The 14,474-nt window shown below is 65.7% G+C and carries 18 protein-coding genes; 1 reads left to right on the plus strand and 17 read right to left on the minus strand.

All coding sequences use genetic code 11. From position 1 onward, the window contains the following. Nucleotides 1-11 precede the first annotated feature (11 nt). The 3 genes from plsX to J2Y55_RS09440 all read right to left on the minus strand — a co-directional run bounded on the left by plsX (nt 12) and on the right by J2Y55_RS09440 (nt 2,278). The gene (gene plsX / locus J2Y55_RS09430) at nt 12-1,070 is read right to left on the minus strand and encodes a phosphate acyltransferase PlsX (protein ID WP_310151229.1); all 1,059 of its coding nucleotides are present in this window, start codon (nt 1,068-1,070) and stop codon (nt 12-14) included. A 115-nt stretch (nt 1,071-1,185) separates the two neighbouring features. After that, nucleotides 1,186-1,746, minus strand: coding sequence for a YceD family protein (locus tag J2Y55_RS09435; RefSeq protein ID WP_310151232.1), 561 nt, complete (start codon nt 1,744-1,746; stop codon nt 1,186-1,188). Further along, a complete protein-coding gene (locus J2Y55_RS09440; protein ID WP_310151234.1) occupies nt 1,736-2,278 on the minus strand; it encodes a ubiquinol-cytochrome C chaperone family protein in 543 nt (180 codons plus the stop codon). The genes J2Y55_RS09435 and J2Y55_RS09440 overlap by 11 nt, the downstream gene beginning before the upstream one ends. Before the next feature lie 141 nt (nt 2,279-2,419). Here J2Y55_RS09440 and J2Y55_RS09445 point away from each other — a divergent pair, with 141 nt between their 5' ends. After that, the gene (locus tag J2Y55_RS09445) at nt 2,420-2,914 is read left to right on the plus strand and encodes an outer membrane protein assembly factor BamE (protein ID WP_310151236.1); all 495 of its coding nucleotides are present in this window, start codon (nt 2,420-2,422) and stop codon (nt 2,912-2,914) included. A 77-nt stretch (nt 2,915-2,991) separates the two neighbouring features. On the opposite strand, the gene J2Y55_RS09450 is transcribed toward J2Y55_RS09445, so the two are convergent. The 14 genes from J2Y55_RS09450 to J2Y55_RS09515 form a co-directional block, all read right to left on the minus strand. Next, nucleotides 2,992-3,933 carry a DMT family transporter gene (locus tag J2Y55_RS09450; RefSeq protein ID WP_310151238.1) on the minus strand — a complete coding sequence of 314 codons (942 nt, stop codon included), beginning with the start codon at nt 3,931-3,933 and terminating at the stop codon, nt 2,992-2,994. A gap of 173 nt (nt 3,934-4,106) precedes the next feature. Continuing rightward, on the minus strand, nt 4,107-4,403 hold the full coding sequence (locus J2Y55_RS09455; protein WP_310151241.1) for a type II toxin-antitoxin system RelE/ParE family toxin: 297 nt from the start codon (nt 4,401-4,403) through the stop codon (nt 4,107-4,109). After that, on the minus strand, nt 4,400-4,660 hold the full coding sequence (locus tag J2Y55_RS09460) for a type II toxin-antitoxin system ParD family antitoxin (protein ID WP_310151244.1): 261 nt from the start codon (nt 4,658-4,660) through the stop codon (nt 4,400-4,402). Before J2Y55_RS09460 ends, J2Y55_RS09455 begins: the two co-directional genes overlap by 4 nt. 143 nt (nt 4,661-4,803) lie before the next feature. After that, the gene (locus tag J2Y55_RS09465) at nt 4,804-6,960 is read right to left on the minus strand and encodes a sodium-translocating pyrophosphatase (RefSeq protein ID WP_310151246.1); all 2,157 of its coding nucleotides are present in this window, start codon (nt 6,958-6,960) and stop codon (nt 4,804-4,806) included. Between the two features lie 226 nt (nt 6,961-7,186). Continuing rightward, nucleotides 7,187-7,999 (minus strand): (S)-ureidoglycine aminohydrolase, encoded by an 813-nt coding sequence (gene allE / locus J2Y55_RS09470; protein ID WP_310151248.1) that lies wholly within the window; start codon nt 7,997-7,999, stop codon nt 7,187-7,189. Nucleotides 8,000-8,070: 71 nt separating this feature from the next. Beyond that, complete coding sequence (locus J2Y55_RS09475; protein ID WP_310151250.1) at nt 8,071-9,276, minus strand: MFS transporter; 1,206 nt, start codon at nt 9,274-9,276, stop codon at nt 8,071-8,073. A gap of 43 nt (nt 9,277-9,319) precedes the next feature. Next, nucleotides 9,320-10,315: a thiamine-phosphate kinase gene (gene thiL / locus J2Y55_RS09480; protein ID WP_310151253.1), complete on the minus strand. Its 996-nt coding sequence runs from the start codon at nt 10,313-10,315 to the stop codon at nt 9,320-9,322. Nucleotides 10,316-10,322: 7 nt separating this feature from the next. Continuing rightward, the gene (gene nusB / locus J2Y55_RS09485; protein ID WP_310151256.1) at nt 10,323-10,790 is read right to left on the minus strand and encodes a transcription antitermination factor NusB; all 468 of its coding nucleotides are present in this window, start codon (nt 10,788-10,790) and stop codon (nt 10,323-10,325) included. Further along, complete coding sequence (gene ribH, locus J2Y55_RS09490) at nt 10,787-11,296, minus strand: 6,7-dimethyl-8-ribityllumazine synthase (RefSeq protein WP_092164617.1); 510 nt, start codon at nt 11,294-11,296, stop codon at nt 10,787-10,789. The genes nusB and ribH overlap by 4 nt, the downstream gene beginning before the upstream one ends. Before the next feature lie 184 nt (nt 11,297-11,480). Then, nucleotides 11,481-12,128, minus strand: coding sequence for a riboflavin synthase (locus J2Y55_RS09495; protein ID WP_310151259.1), 648 nt, complete (start codon nt 12,126-12,128; stop codon nt 11,481-11,483). After that, entirely contained in the window at nt 12,128-13,261 is a 1,134-nt protein-coding gene (ribD, locus tag J2Y55_RS09500; protein WP_310151262.1) for a bifunctional diaminohydroxyphosphoribosylaminopyrimidine deaminase/5-amino-6-(5-phosphoribosylamino)uracil reductase RibD, read from the minus strand. Before ribD ends, J2Y55_RS09495 begins: the two co-directional genes overlap by 1 nt. Beyond that, on the minus strand, nt 13,254-13,751 hold the full coding sequence (nrdR, locus tag J2Y55_RS09505; protein ID WP_069691116.1) for a transcriptional regulator NrdR: 498 nt from the start codon (nt 13,749-13,751) through the stop codon (nt 13,254-13,256). The genes ribD and nrdR overlap by 8 nt, the downstream gene beginning before the upstream one ends. A 9-nt stretch (nt 13,752-13,760) precedes the next feature. Then, nucleotides 13,761-14,231, minus strand: coding sequence for a PIN domain-containing protein (locus J2Y55_RS09510; RefSeq protein ID WP_310151267.1), 471 nt, complete (start codon nt 14,229-14,231; stop codon nt 13,761-13,763). Further along, on the minus strand, nt 14,231-14,452 hold the full coding sequence (locus J2Y55_RS09515) for a hypothetical protein (RefSeq protein WP_310151271.1): 222 nt from the start codon (nt 14,450-14,452) through the stop codon (nt 14,231-14,233). The genes J2Y55_RS09510 and J2Y55_RS09515 overlap by 1 nt, the downstream gene beginning before the upstream one ends. Nucleotides 14,453-14,474 lie beyond the last annotated feature (22 nt).

The raw sequence follows: 14,474 nt of genomic DNA on the forward strand, positions 1-14,474 counted from the left end.
AAAGCTGTTCCCTATTCGGCGGTGGCGGCCTGCTGCGCCGCCGCCTCCGGCCGCGCAGTCGCGGCCACCATCTCGCGGACCTTGGCCATCAGGTTCTCGCGAGCCATTTCATAGCCCAGTTCGGCCGCGCTGGCGAAGCCGATGGCGTCGGTGCCGCCATGGCTCTTGATGACGATGCCCTCGAGCCCGAGGAAGACGCCGCCATTGACCTTGCGCGGATCCATCTTGTCCCGCAGTGCGGCGAAGGCGCTGCGCGCGAAGAGATAGCCGATCTTGGCCATCAGCGAATGGCTCATCGCCGCGCGCAGATAGGAGCCGATCTGGCGCGCGGTGCCCTCGGCCGTCTTCAAGGCGATGTTGCCGGTGAAGCCCTCGGTGACCACGACATCGACCGTACCCTTGCCGAGGTCGTCGCCCTCGACGAAGCCGTGATAGGCCAGATGCGGCAGGTTGCTCTCGCGCAGGATGCGGCCGGCCTCCTTCACCGCCTCGACGCCCTTGATCTCCTCGACGCCGACATTGAGCAGGCCGACCGTAGGCCGGTCGATATCGAAGACGACGCGGGCCATGGCCGCGCCCATCACCGCGAGATCGACGAGGTGGCGGGCATCGGCGCCGATCGTGGCGCCGACATCGAGCACGATGCTCTCACCGCGCACAGTCGGCCACAGGCATGCGATCGCCGGGCGGTCCACCTGCGGCATCGACTTCAGGCAGAATTTCGACATCGCCATCAGCGCGCCGGTGTTGCCGGCCGAGATGGTGACATCGGCCTCGCCGATCTTGGTCGCGTCGATGGCACGCCACATCGAGGATTTGTAACGGCCATAGCGCAGCGCCTGGCTCGGCTTGTCGTCCATCTTCACCGACACATCGGTGTGGTGGAAGGTGGTGACCGCCTTGAGCTTGGGATGCGCATCGAGCAAGGGCATGACCTGCGCCTGGTCGCCGAAGATCACGAAGCGCGCATCGGGACGCCGCTCCAGCGTCAGGGCAGCGCCGGGAATGACCACGGATGGGCCGTGGTCTCCGCCCATCGCATCGAGCGCGATTGTAACCGGACGTGTCATGAGGTGATGGTGGATCCTGGGAGCGGCCGCCCTTCTTCTGGAGGCAGCGCGTTGCGGGCCGGACAATAGCGACTTGAGCCGCCGCTGCAAGCCGCCGCGAAGGCCCCTGCCCGCTTCATTGTTCGCGTTTCAGCTTGGCCAGCACCGCAAAAGGCGATTCGATGCCAGGCTCGGCCGGCGCCGCATCGAAACTCACGCCGGGCTTGCGCGGATAGGGATCGAGCGCCAGCGCCAGGAATTCCAGAGTGACCGCGCCCAGATCGATGACGCCATCGACGATGGGCTCCGGCGGGTCGGCCTCGTTCAGCCTGACCTCGATGTCGATAGCGTCTTCATCGCCGGCATCGCCGCGCCTTGCCGCGATCCGCGCCTCGTCCTGGGGGGCGAAATCGAGCTTCATCGGAACCTTGATCTCGACCGGGAAGGGCTCGAGCGTAACCACGCAGATCTGGTGCGCCTTCGCCTGGATCGCCCCCTCGAGCTTGACCTTCTCGCCATTGCGCGAAAGCGTGTAATGCGCCTCCAGCGCCTCCAGCGAAGCCAGGCCGAGTTCGGCGGCGATGCGAGGCAGCGCCTCTGCCGGAGCGGAGACGGAGACGTTGCCGGGGCGCAACTTGATGCCCTCGACACGGATGGGATGGCTCAGGGGCAAAATCTTCTCCGGCTCAGGCGACATGGCTGCGCTCCAGCTGCGCCAGGGCCGGGAATAGCTCGGGCTCGTTCAGGATCGCTTCAAGCGTGCGGGCCGCCAGCCCTGCCTGCGCCTGCCTCATATAGTCCGCCAGAATAGCGGCACCCTCGCCCGGGCTCGCATTGCGGCGCAGCGCCTCGGTCAGCGCCTCCGGCTCTGCCGAGACAAGCGCAGCCTCGTAGGCATTGATCCGGCCGAAGAAGCTCTGGGCGATCTTCTTCATCCGCTTGGGCACCGCGATATCGCTGATGCCGCCATTGCGGAAACCGAGTTCGAGATAGGCAAAGCAGGCATCGACGAAATCCTGCGCCAGCTCGGCCGCCGGCGCCGGCAATTCGCGCAAGCGGCGCAGCACCAGGAAGGTGTGCAGCGTCAGCGATTCGAAGCGCCCCTCGAATGTGTCGGGAATGCCGCCTTCGATATAGAAAGCCGGCCGCCGCGACGCCTCCGCGACGCGCGCGAACAAGGCGTTCACCGGTGCGAGCCGGGCTTCACGCTTGCCGAATAGGCCGAACATTACGCAGCCATCTCCTTGCGAAGGTCCCAAGCGGGTCCTTGCCTTGCCAAAGCCATGCTCGGGCGTTACGCCAAGCCTTACCCATTTGACAAGCGGCTTGGGCCTTTCGCCCTTGACGCCACGGCCTGGATTTGAGTCCCAATGACCCTCACCAATCGCCGCGCGACCCTGCTCGGCATCCTTGCGACATCGTCCCTGGCATTGGCGGGCTGCGGCCCGGATGCCGGCGGCTTCATGCTCCCGACCTCTGCGGGCATCAATGAGGAATACACGCGCGGCTTCGTCATGGATGACGCGCTCATCGCCCAGATCAAACCGGGCATGGACGTGCAGGCAGTGCTGACGACGCTCGGCACGCCGTCGACGACCTCCACGGTCGGCAACCGGACCTTCTACTACATCAGCCAGACGGTGCGCCGGCGCTTCCAATTCCAGGATCTGAGCGTGATCGACCAGAAGGTGCTGGTGATCTATTTCAACAAGGCCTTCAAGGTCGAGCGCATCGCCAATTACGGCCTGCAGGACGGCGTGCCCTTCGACTTTATCAGCCGCACCACCCCGACCGGGGGCGAGGAGCAGAGCTTCCTGCGCAACCTCTTCAAGGGCGTCACCAAGTTCACGCCATTCGGTGCGTGAGCGTCCAAACGGCCCGACGAAACACAAAACCCGCGGCCCTCGCCGCGGGTTTTTCTTTGAGAGCGGGCTCGCCGTGCTCAGATGCTAACCGCCGGCTTTCGCTCGGGCAGCGTCATCGCGGCAACGCCGAGCACGACCAAAGCGAGCCCCGCCCAGGCCGTCGGGCTCAGGCTCTCGCCGAGGAACAGGATGCCGATGGCGACCCCGATCGGTACGCGCAGATAGGACACGGCCGTGGTCCCGACCGCGCCGAGCGTACGGATCAGGCGGAAATAGATCGCGAAAGCGAGCGCCGTCGAGAACACTGCAAGCGCGAGCAGCGCCATGAGCGAGGCCTGAGAGGGCGCCAGCGTCCAGGGCCGGTCGACGACAAGCGCGAAGGGCAGCAGCACGGCAGCGCCCATCAGCATCGAGCCGGCCGCCGGCAGGAGCGGGTCCATGCCGCCGAAATTCCGGCCAAACAGCGCAGCGCAGGCGTAACACACGGTCGCCAGCACGATCGCCAATTGCGGCACGACGGCGCTGCCCAGCCCGGCAAAGGCCTGGACGCCGACGATTAGGCTGATCCCGGCCACGCCGGCCAGCACGCCCAGCGCCTTGCGCGCATCGGGACGCTTGCTCGGCGCCAGCGCCAGCCCGATCAGGAAAACGAAGACGGGCGTGGTTCCGTTCAGGATCGAGGCGAGGCCGGCATCGACGCTGCGCTCGGCCCAGGCGATCAGCGTGAAGGGCACGACGCTGTTGAGGCCGGCCTGCACCAGGAAACGCCGCCAGCTCGCGACGTCGCGCGGCAGCTTCACACCCCGCCAGCGGATGATGGCGAGCAGGATCGCACCGGCGATCAGCGTACGTGCAGCGATCAAGGTCAGGGGCGGGATCGTCTCCACGCCGATCTTGATGAAGCTGTAGGAGCCGCCCCAGAGCGTGGCGAGAACCAGCAGCAAAGCGAGCTCGGTGGCGCGATTCGCCTCGGCAGCAGGGGTGGGCAGCGCTTGCGTCGTCAGTGCTCGTATCGTCATTGGCTCTCTCCTTGGTTGGAGGGACCATGTCACGAGCGACATCCCAGAACTTGCAGGAACGCTACGGTTAGGACCGTAGCTTCGCAGGTTGATTCAAGCAGGCGAGATCTTGATTCGGCATTTTATTTCAAGCGTTTGATATATCGAATATATTTCTATCGCGCGCAAATTGCCTAAAGGCTCTCATCGATCCTTTCGGGGTCCCGAGCGGCATGGAACACGCGCAGGATTTCGATATGCGTCTCTCCAATCCGATAGAAGATCAGATAATCCCGATGAGGCGCACGCCGAATGCTGCGGGCGGTATGGCGCGGCAAGAGCGGATATCGCTCGGGTTGCGACACCAGCTTTGCGCAAAATTGCCCAAGCTCTGTCACAAAGCGCAACGCTTCTCGCCGACTGTCGCGAGCAATGTAGTCGCCGATCTCCTGAAGGTCCCGGCGCGCCGTCGGCGTGAACGCAAGCTTCACTCGGGTTTGCCGCTCTCGTCGCTGTAGCGGTCGCGCAACTCGGCAAAGACATCGCCGCCCGCGATCAGATGGCCGGCATCCGCCTCAACCAAGCCGGCTTCGAGCGCCAGATCGAGCGCCATCAGGCGCTTCTCGCGCTCCTCGACGAGGCGAACACCTTCCCGCAGCACTTCGCTCTTCGAGTTGTACCGCCCCGAGGCGACGAGCGTCTCGACGATACCCTCTAGGCGCTGTCCCAGTTCCGCACTGACGGCCATGAAATCCTCCGATGCCGACCCGTATCCATATCTATTATTGCCTCCGGGCCCGTGCAAGCCTCCTCTCCTTGAGACCAGTCGAACAATGAAAAACCCCGCGGATCGCTCCGCGGGGTCCATCTCATTGCGCAACATGCAACCGCTCAGGAATGCGCCAGGATCGCCAGCAGCAGCAATGCGATGATGTTGGTGATCTTGATCGCCGGGTTCACGGCGGGGCCCGCCGTGTCCTTGTAGGGGTCGCCGACGGTGTCGCCGGTCACCGAAGCCTTGTGCGCCTCGGAACCCTTCATGTGGCGCACGCCGTCCTTGTCGACGAAGCCATCCTCGAAGGACTTCTTGGCGTTGTCCCAGGCGCCGCCGCCCGAGGTCATCGAGATGGCCACAAAAATACCGGTGACGATGACGCCCATCAGCATGGCGCCGACGGCGGCAAAGGCCTGGTTCTTTCCGGCAATGGCGTTGATCGCGAAGAAGGTCACGATCGGTGCCAGCACCGGCAGCAGCGAGGGCAGGATCATCTCCCTGATCGCGGCCTTGGTCAGCAGGTCGACGGCCCGCGCATAATCTGGCCGCTCGGTGCCGTCCATGATGCCGGGCTTCTCCTTGAACTGACGCCTGACCTCCTCCACCACCGAGCCGGCAGCGCGGCCGACCGCGGTCATGGCCATGCCGCCGAAGAGGAAGGGGATCAGGCCGCCAAGCAGCAGGCCGACGACGACATAGGGGTTCGACAGCGAGAAATCGACGGTGACGCCCTTGAAGTACTGGAACGTCGTCGAGCCCGCCTTGTTGGCCTCGCCGATGAAGAAGTTGAGGTCGGAGGTGTAGGCGGCAAACAGCACCAGGGCGCCGAGGCCGGCGGAGCCGATCGCATAGCCCTTGGTGATCGCCTTGGTGGTGTTGCCGACAGCGTCGAGCGCGTCAGTGGAGTGGCGCACCTCCTTGGGCAGGCCCGCCATTTCGGCGATGCCGCCGGCATTGTCGGTGACCGGGCCGAAGGCGTCGAGCGCCACGACCACGCCCGCCAGGGCCAGCATCGCCGTGGTGGCGATGGCGATGCCGAACAAGCCGGCCAAACCATAGGAGACGATGATGCCGGCGATGATCACGATGGTCGGCAGCGCGGTCGATTCCAAGGAGACCGCAAGGCCCTGGATGACGTTGGTGCCGTGGCCGGTGACCGAGGCCTGTGCGATCGAGACGACCGGGCGCTTGCCGGTGCCGGTGTAGTATTCGGTGATGACGACGATGAGCAGCGTCACCGCCAGGCCGACCAGCGCGCAGCCGAAGAGGCCGCCCGAGGTGAAGGTGACGCCCTGCACCGTGGTGAACGAGGCCGAGAAGCCGCCGAACATCAGGTAGTTGACCGCCGCAATCGCGCCGACGGAGAGGACACCAGCCGCGATGAAGCCCTTGTAGAGCGCGCCCATGATCGACTGGTTGGCGCCGAGCTTGACGAAGAAGGTGCCGATGATCGAGGTGACGATGCAGGATGCGCCGATCGCCATCGGATAGAGCATCATGGTGCCGAGCGTCGCCTGGCCGGCGAAGAAGATGGCGGAGAGAACCATGGTGGCGACCAGCGTCACCGCATAGGTCTCGAACAGGTCTGCCGCCATGCCGGCGCAGTCGCCGACATTGTCGCCGACATTGTCGGCAATGGTGGCGGGGTTGCGCGGATCATCCTCGGGGATTCCGGCCTCGACCTTGCCGACGAGGTCGGCGCCGACATCGGCGCCCTTGGTGAAGATGCCGCCGCCGAGGCGGGCGAAGATCGAGATCAGCGAGGCGCCGAAGCCGAGCGCGACGAGCGAGTCGATGACGGTGCGGCTCGATGGGGTGAAGCCGAGGAACGAGGTCAGGACGCCGTAATAGACCGCGACGCCGAGCAGCGCGAGGCCCGCCACCAGCATGCCGGTGACGGCGCCCGCCTTGAAGGCAACGTCGAGGCCGTCGCCCAGCGACTGCATCGCCGCCTGCGCCGTGCGGACATTGGCCCGGACGGAGACGTTCATGCCGATGAAGCCGGCGAGGCCCGAAAGCACCGCGCCGATCAGGAAGCCGATCGCGACCCATTGTCCGAGCAGATAGGCCAGCGCCGCGAAGAGCACGACGCCGACGAGCGCGATCGTCATGTATTGGCGCTTGAGATAGGCCTGCGCACCCTCGGCCACCGCAGCGGAAATCTCCTGCATGCGCTGGTTGCCGGCATCGCGTTTCATCACGTCGCCATAGGCCCAGACGCCATATGCGATCGACAGCGCACTTAAGACTATGATTGTAAGCAGAGCTGACATTGGTTTCCTGACCTTGAGCTTCTCGACCCGCGGAGAGGCTTTGCGCTCCCCTTAACGTTCTTGGACGCCTGACTCATGAAAATGCGGGCCCGAGAAAATCGCGCCCGCATGCGCCTCGTCAGTGTCAGCCGAATTTGTGCCAAGTTTCGAACAGAATCGCAAACACGGCGATAGGACTTTGGGTCAGGTTCAACCTTGGCGAAGCAATGATAGGGAACGGCCGCACTCAGATGGCCTTCCCCTCAAAGCGCGACGTCGCGATTGACGTTCTTGTAGAGCAGATAGCAGGCGTCGCCGAAGCCGGCCGGGTAGAATTGCTGCGGGCAGTAACCGCCCATCCAGATGAAATCCTGCGCCCAGATCTCGTGCCACTCCGTGCCGAGGAAATAGAGCCCTGCCCCTCCAGCATGTAGAGCCCGTGCTCCATCACATGGGTTTCGACATCGGGGAAGCATGTGCCCGGCTTGAACCACATCAGGTTCATCTCGAAGTCGAAGCGCATGTCGCCATAAGGCAGCAGGAACTGGAAGCCGCGCCCCTCGAGCCCGGTATGGTTGGTGACCGGCACGGCGTCGCGATGCGAGATGATCGGCTCCGGCGCCGGCAGGTCGATCGCTTCATAGCGCTTGCGCAAGGCCAGCACCCGCGCCGGCTCAGGCCCGTCATTGCGCAGGGAGAAGGCAACTCCGGCCGGGACATAGGCGAAGCCGCCTGGTGTCAGCGCTTGGGCGGGGCCGCTCTCGACCGCAAACCGTACCTGCCCGGACAAGACATAGTAGAAATGCTGGATGCCATCCTCGCGGAAGGGCTGGCGCGTGCCGCCGCCGGGCTCGATCTCCAGCACATATTGCGCGAAGCGCGCGCCCATGACGGGGGCGGTCAGAATGCGGCCGATGGTGCGCTCGAATTGCGGCAGGCGGCTGACCAGCACGCCCTCGGGCGGCATGAAGGCATAGTTCGAGCGGACCACGCCGCGATTATGACCGATCGCACCGGGAGGAATATGCCCGGCGGCGATGGGAAACTGGTGGGGACGCATCATTCTTCTCCAGATCGACAACCGTCGCGTCGCGGCAAGATTCAAGCCGGCAAGATTCAGCCCCGCAAGGCTCAGGCCGGCACGGCCCGCCGCGACAAGCCCTGCCAGGCGACCAGCACCAGCGCAACCGCGACGGGCGGGAAGACGAGCCAGTTGACGCTGTCCCAACCGCCGGCATTGAGCAGGCCGCCCGACGAGAAGGAGGCGATCGCGACCGAGCCGAAGACCAGGAAGTCGTTGGCAGCCTGGACCTTCACCCGTTCCTCCGGCCGGTAGCAGTCGGTGACCAGCGCAGTCGCGCCGATGAAGCCGAAATTCCAGCCGAGGCCGAGCAGGATCAGCGCGCCCCAGAAATGCGCGACGCTCAGGCCGGTCAGGCCGACGATCGCGGCCAGCGCCGTCAGCAGGAGCCCGATCGCCGTGATCTTTTCCTTGCCGAAACGGGCGATCAGCCTGCCGGTGAAGAAGCTCGGCCCGAACATCGAGAGCACATGCCACTGGATGCCGAGCGCGGCATCACCGACCGAGTGGCCGCAGGCGACCATGGCGAGCGGCGCCGCCGTCATGACGAAGCTCATCAGGCCGTAGGCGACCAGCGCGGCCGTGACCGAGGCGATGAAGCGCGGCTGGCGCATGATCTCACCGAGCGGTCGGCCTCCGGTCTTGGCGGCGGCAGCGACCGGCGGCGCGCGCAGCCGCATCACCACCAGCATGGCGAGCAGCGCCAGACAGCCTTGCGCCAGGAAGCTTGCTGCGAAAGGCGCTGATGGCGTCAGGTCGCGCGTCCAATAGACTGATTGCGGGCCGATGACGCCCGCCGCGATGCCGCCGACCATCACCCAGGAGATTGCGCGCGGCTTGAAGCTCTCGCTTGCCGTGTCGGCGGCGGCGAAGCGGTAGCTCTGGACGAAGGAGCCGTAGAGACCGCAGGTGAAGGTCCCGAGGCAGAACAGCCAGAACAGGCGCTCGGTCGCCCCCGCAGCTGCAAGGCTTCCGCCCGCCGCGCCGATCAGCGTGCCGATGAGATAGCCGCCGCGCCGGCCGAGCCGGCGCATCAGCATGGCGGCTGGAATGACGCCGGTGGCGATGCCGAGTTGCAGCAGGCTGACCGGCACGGTGGCGAAGGTCTTGTCGGCGACGAGGCTTGCCCCGACGATGCCGCCCAGCGAGATCACGATCGCCGGATTGGCGCCACCGAGCGCCTGCGCGCAGGCAAGCACGAGGGTGTTTCGCTTGGCGAGAGCATCGCCGTCGCCAAGGGGAACGTGCTGGTTCATCGATGCGCCGCCCTAACCGAGGCGACGCTTGCGACGATCGCCTTCAAAAATGAGCGAAGGAGCCCTGCGCGAAGCTCCGCGCCCTGCCCTTTTCGCGATAATTCACCGCGCCTTCGTCCGTCACCCGGCCGATCGCGACGAGCGCGACGCCCGCAGCCTCCGCCGCAACGATCAGGGAAAGATATTCTCTTTCAGATGCAGTGCAGAGAATTTCGTAATCGTCTCCGCCCGTCCACGCCAGTTCCGCCAGAGCGGGATCGGCCATGATCGCGGCGCGGGCCGCAACTGAGAGCGGGACCGTGTCGAGATCGATCTCGGCGCCTGCTTTCGAGACTTTGAGCAGCTTGGCGAGGTCGCCAACGAGCCCATCGGACACATCCATCGCCGCCGAAGCATGGAGCTGCAGCGCAGCGGCCAACGCCAGCCGCGGTTGCGGATGCAGATAGCGGTCGGCGAGGAAAAGGCGATGCTCCTCGCCGAGGCGGGCGACCCAAGCCGGCTTGCCCGGTCCATGCGCCTGAAGCCCGAGCGCCCCGTCACCGATCGTGCCGGAAACCAGGATGACGTCGCCAGGCCTGGCACCTGAGCGCGGCACCATCCGGCCGGCCGGAACGCTGCCGAAGGCGGTGATCGAGAGGATCAAGGGCCCAGGCGTCGAGACGGTGTCCCCGCCGATAAGGGGGCAAGCCCCCTCTCCCGCGATCTGTGCGAGCCCCTGCGCGAAGTCCGCCAGCCAGGCTTCGGTCCAGCCATGCGGCAAAGCCAGGCTCAGCACGAAGCCTTCGGGCTTGGCGCCCTTGGCTGCGAGATCGGAGAGATTCACGGCGAGTGCCTTGCGCGCGATCGAGGCCGCGGGATCATCGGCGAAGAAATGCACGCCGGCGACCAGCGCGTCGGTCGTCACCACCGTCTCATAGCCGCGTGCCGGCCTGAGCAATCCGGCATCATCGACGAGACCGAGCCCGCCCGCTCCCGCGATGGGGGCGAAATAGCGGGCGATCAACTCGAATTCGCCGGGGCGTTCGGGAGCGCCGGCCATGACGGGCTCAGGCCGTCGCCGCGTCGAATTCGTCGGCGCGGAAGTCGCGCGCCATCTTGTCGAGCACGGCGTTGATCATGCCGATCTCCTCGCCCTCATAGAAGGCGCGCGCGACGGCGACATATTCCGAGATCACGGCGCGCGCCGGCACATCCTTGCGGAAGGCGAGCTCATAGGCGCCGGCGCGCAGCACGGCGCGCACCACCGCCTCGACGCGCTTGAGCGGCCAGCCGGTAGCAAGCACCTCGTCGACCGAGCGATCGACCAGGCGCTGCTCGCGGACCACGCCGCCGAGCAGATCGCGGAAGAAGGCGAGCTCGGCCTTGGGCAATTCGATCTCCTCGACCTCCTTGCCGATCCAGAAGGCCTCGAACTCGGCCATGGCCTCGATCACGCCGCGCCCGCCGATCTCCATCTCGTAGAGCGCCTGCACGACGGAAAGCCGCGCGCCTCGTCGCATCTCGGCACGGCTCATTTGGATTGCTCCGCCAGGGAGCGCTTGTAGCGCAACACAGCGAGCGCCGCTTCAGCCGCGCCGCCGCCCTTGTCCATTTCGGAGCGATTGGCGCGCGCCCAGGCCTGCGCCTCGTTCTCGACGGTCAGGATGCCGTTGCCGAGCGGCAGAGCGAAGGCCACGGAGATGTCCATCAAGGCGCGCGAGCTTTCGCCCGCGACGATGTCATAATGGCCGGTCTCGCCGCGAATGACGGTGCCCAGCGCCACGACCGCCTCATAGGGATCGACGGCCTCATCAGCAGCGCGCAGGCCGATGATGATGGCGGACGGAATTTCGAGCGCGCCCGGCACGGTGACAACATCGACGCGGCAATCGGCCTTGTCGAGCACGGCAAGGGCGCCTTCGAGCAATTCGTCGGCGAGCTTGTCGTAGAAGCGCGCCTCGATCACGAGCACGCGCGCGCCGTCCAGCGAGACGGCAGGAGTTGCGGCCTTGTCGGCCGAGATTTGCCGGGGTCCGGCCATGGTTCTTTATCCTCTTGAAGGCGAAGAGCGCCTGGCACGAAAGCCCAAAGCACTCACAGCCCTCAACCTGAGGAGCCGTTTCGTCAGAAATGGCGTCTCAAAGGATGGTCCAGTGCGCTCTGGAGCATCCTTCGAGACGCCGCTGCGCGGCTCCTCAGGATGAGGGCTGTGTTGAGACCGGCTCTTAGCCCTGCGGGCGCGCCTCTGCAAGCCGCGCGGCATAGCGCGCCATCAGATCGACCTCGAGATGGATCGGATCGCCCGCCTTTCGCTGCCCCCAGGTGGTGACGCTGAAGGAGTGCGGAATCAGCAGCACGGTGAAGACATCATCCTCGACGCTGTTGACGGTGAGCGAGGTGCCGTCGAGGCAGATCGAGCCCTTGGTGGCGATGAAGGGGGCGAGTCCTTGCGGCGCGCGGATATGGAAACGCGCCGTCGCGCCCCATTGTTCGTTGGGGTTGGCTTCGATCGGGTCGATCTGCAGGATCGTGGCGACGCCATCGACATGGCCAGTGACGAGGTGGCCGCCGAGCTCGTCGCCGACCTTGAGCGAGCGTTCGAGATTGATCCGCGTGCCGGGCTTCCAGTCGCCGACCAGCGTCTTGGAGAGCGTCTCCGCCGCCGCCTCGACCTGGAAGATGCAGCCGGCTTCGCCGTCGCTGCGCGGCCGCAGGCCCGTGACCGTCAGGCAGACGCCAGCGCAGGCGATCGAAGCACCGATCTCGATGCCGGCGGCATCATAGGGGCTGGCGATGGCAAGCCGCTTCAGGCTGGGGCCCTTGGCCTCAGCTTCCACGACGGTGCCGATGGCGGTGACGATGCCGGTGAACATCAGGCTGTCCTCACAAAATTCTCGAAATGGTCGTGGCCGATCAGGCCGCTATCGGCAAGGCGGTAGAGATCGGGATCAGCCAGCATCGCCGCAAGGCCCGGACGCACGGCAACGATGCCGGGGTGGCCCAGCGATTTCGGTGATGTCGAGACAATGACCTCATCGGCGAAACCGGCAAGGGCGAGTTTTTCGCCGATGGTCGGCCCCCCCTCGGAAAAGACACGGTTGATACCGCGCGTTCCCAGCAATTGGAGCATCTCAGCCAGGTCGAGATGGCCGTCGGCACCGGCCGAGACGCGCATGACCTCGACGCCGGCCGCGACCAGCGCCCGCTCACGCTCAATGGGAGCGGCCTCCGTCGCCACGACCCAGACCGGCACTTCGCCCGCCGTCATAACGAGTTGGGACGACAGCGGCAGCCGAAGCTGCGAATCCAGCACAACCCTGATCGGCGAACGTCCGGCCATGCCGGGCAGGCGCACGGTCAGCAGCGGATCGTCGACGAGCACTGAGCCGATGCCGAGCATGATCGCATCGTAATGCGCCCGCTGGAGATGGACCCAGGCCGACGCCGCAGGACAGGATACGGCGATGCGCGTGCCCGCCGCCCCGCCAGCATAGCCATCCCTGGTACGGGCGACCTTGAACGTCACCATGGGGCGTCCTTGCGTCACCCGCAGCACGTAGCCGCGATGGGTCCGTTGAGCCTGCGCCTCCAGCACGCCCGTGGTGACGCTGATGCCCGCAGTCCGCAGCAATGCGAAGCCGAGCCCGCGAAACCGCGGATTGGGATCGGCCATGGCCGCCACGACACGCTTCACGCCGGCCAGGATCGAGCGCTCGACGCAAGGCGTCGCGGCACGGATGGTGCGATGCGAACAGGGCTCGAGCGTGACATAGAGCGTGCCGCCCGCCGCGGCGTTCGGCCCGGCGCGGTCGAAGGCATTCGCCTCGCCATGCGGCCGGCCACCGGGCTGGGTGTGGCCGCGGGCCACGATCACGGGACCATCCGCGGTATCCTGCGTGACGATGGCGCCGACGCAAGGATTGGTTGATGTCGTGCCTTGCCCGCGCGCGCCGAAATCCAGCGCCTGACGCATGAAGGCGCGGTCGATCGCAGCCTGCTCAGTCATCGTTGCGGGCAGGCGGCGGCGCGCTCGCGCCGTCCTCGTCATCGGCGCTGAGCTGACCCAGGATCTCCTCGAAATCGCGGGCTTCGCGGAAATTGCGGTAGACCGAGGCGAAGCGGACATAGGCGACGTCGTCGAGCGATTTCAGCCCTTCCATCACCAGCTCGCCGACGGTCGAGCTCGGGATCTCGCCCTCGCCGGAGCTTTCGAGCTGGCGCACGATGCCGTTGACCATGCGCTCGATCCGTTCCGGTGCGACCGGGCGCTTGCGTAGCGCGACCTCGATCGAGGTCTGCAATTTGTCGCGGTCGAAGGCAGTGCGCCGGCCCGAACGCTTGACCACGACGAGCTCGCGCAATTGCACGCGTTCGAAGGTGGTGAAGCGCCCGCCGCAATCGGGGCAGACGCGACGACGACGAATCGAGGCGTGATCGTCGGTTGGACGGGAGTCCTTCACCTGCGTGTCGAGAGAGCCGCAATAGGGACAGCGCATGGCGTGCTTTCAGATCGGTCGGGCGTCGGAGGCGGTCGCCTCTTCGCTCAGGGCTACGGCGAGATTGGCACTCGACCATGACGGCCAACCCGTACCGGCGAAATCGCGGTCATGCGACCAGATGTCAGCGTCGTAAGTCCAAGCCAGCGCAAGGACATGGGCATCGTTGACGCTGCCGTTGCGCGAGGCGACGGCGTGTCGAAGGCTCTGCTCGGCCGGTGCCAAACTATCGCCATAGCGAACCGTCTCGACCACCTCGATTGCTTCGAGAACCTCATCCGCGATCTCGATCAAGACGGAGGCATCCGGGTCGAGGCGTGACAGCACATGCCTGACTTCCAACGAAGCCTCCGAGGAGATGATCAGTGCACGCTTGGCACTGATATGCTCCAGCAACGGTCGCGACCGGAAGCCCAGCACCGCGCTCAAGATGATGTTCGCGTCAACGACGAGCGTTTCCGAAGGCCCACGAGGTCGCATCAATCGTCACGTTCGCCGAGAAAGCGCTCGAGCCGCAGCCTTGTCTCGGGAGAAAGCGCTGCATGATAATCGTCGCTGCGCTTCAACGCAGCGGCGATCCGTGTCGTATCCGGCTTTCTGACCGGCACTAGAAGCCCGACCGTAGCCGAGCCACTCTTGATCGAAACGGGATGCGGCAAGGCCTGAATAGCCCCTGCCGACATCTTCTGAAGCTCGCGCATCGTCACGCTCTGACGGCTCATA

The sequence above is a fragment of the Allobosea sp. BE125 genome, assembly GCF_031456075.1.
GTDB lineage: Bacteria > Pseudomonadota > Alphaproteobacteria > Rhizobiales > Beijerinckiaceae > Allobosea.

Excerpts from the sequence above, each read along its gene's own strand:
- J2Y55_RS09465 (WP_310151246.1), bottom strand. The coding sequence starts at position 6,960 with ATGTCAGCTCTGCTTACAATCATAGTCTTAAGTGCGCTGTCGATCGCA.
- J2Y55_RS09440 (WP_310151234.1), bottom strand. The coding sequence starts at position 2,278 with ATGTTCGGCCTATTCGGCAAGCGTGAAGCCCGGCTCGCACCGGTGAAC.
- nusB (WP_310151256.1), bottom strand. The coding sequence starts at position 10,790 with ATGAGCCGTGCCGAGATGCGACGAGGCGCGCGGCTTTCCGTCGTGCAG.
- J2Y55_RS09515 (WP_310151271.1), bottom strand. The coding sequence starts at position 14,452 with ATGCGCGAGCTTCAGAAGATGTCGGCAGGGGCTATTCAGGCCTTGCCG.
- J2Y55_RS09445 (WP_310151236.1), top strand. The coding sequence starts at position 2,420 with ATGACCCTCACCAATCGCCGCGCGACCCTGCTCGGCATCCTTGCGACA.
- ribH (WP_092164617.1), bottom strand. The coding sequence starts at position 11,296 with ATGGCCGGACCCCGGCAAATCTCGGCCGACAAGGCCGCAACTCCTGCC.
- J2Y55_RS09495 (WP_310151259.1), bottom strand. The coding sequence starts at position 12,128 with ATGTTCACCGGCATCGTCACCGCCATCGGCACCGTCGTGGAAGCTGAG.
- J2Y55_RS09460 (WP_310151244.1), bottom strand. The coding sequence starts at position 4,660 with ATGGCCGTCAGTGCGGAACTGGGACAGCGCCTAGAGGGTATCGTCGAG.
- J2Y55_RS09435 (WP_310151232.1), bottom strand. The coding sequence starts at position 1,746 with ATGTCGCCTGAGCCGGAGAAGATTTTGCCCCTGAGCCATCCCATCCGT.
- ribD (WP_310151262.1), bottom strand. The coding sequence starts at position 13,261 with ATGACTGAGCAGGCTGCGATCGACCGCGCCTTCATGCGTCAGGCGCTG.
- thiL (WP_310151253.1), bottom strand. The coding sequence starts at position 10,315 with ATGGCCGGCGCTCCCGAACGCCCCGGCGAATTCGAGTTGATCGCCCGC.
- J2Y55_RS09510 (WP_310151267.1), bottom strand. The coding sequence starts at position 14,231 with ATGCGACCTCGTGGGCCTTCGGAAACGCTCGTCGTTGACGCGAACATC.
- plsX (WP_310151229.1), bottom strand. The coding sequence starts at position 1,070 with ATGACACGTCCGGTTACAATCGCGCTCGATGCGATGGGCGGAGACCAC.
- J2Y55_RS09450 (WP_310151238.1), bottom strand. The coding sequence starts at position 3,933 with ATGACGATACGAGCACTGACGACGCAAGCGCTGCCCACCCCTGCTGCC.
- nrdR (WP_069691116.1), bottom strand. The coding sequence starts at position 13,751 with ATGCGCTGTCCCTATTGCGGCTCTCTCGACACGCAGGTGAAGGACTCC.
- allE (WP_310151248.1), bottom strand. The coding sequence starts at position 7,999 with ATGCGTCCCCACCAGTTTCCCATCGCCGCCGGGCATATTCCTCCCGGT.
- J2Y55_RS09475 (WP_310151250.1), bottom strand. The coding sequence starts at position 9,276 with ATGAACCAGCACGTTCCCCTTGGCGACGGCGATGCTCTCGCCAAGCGA.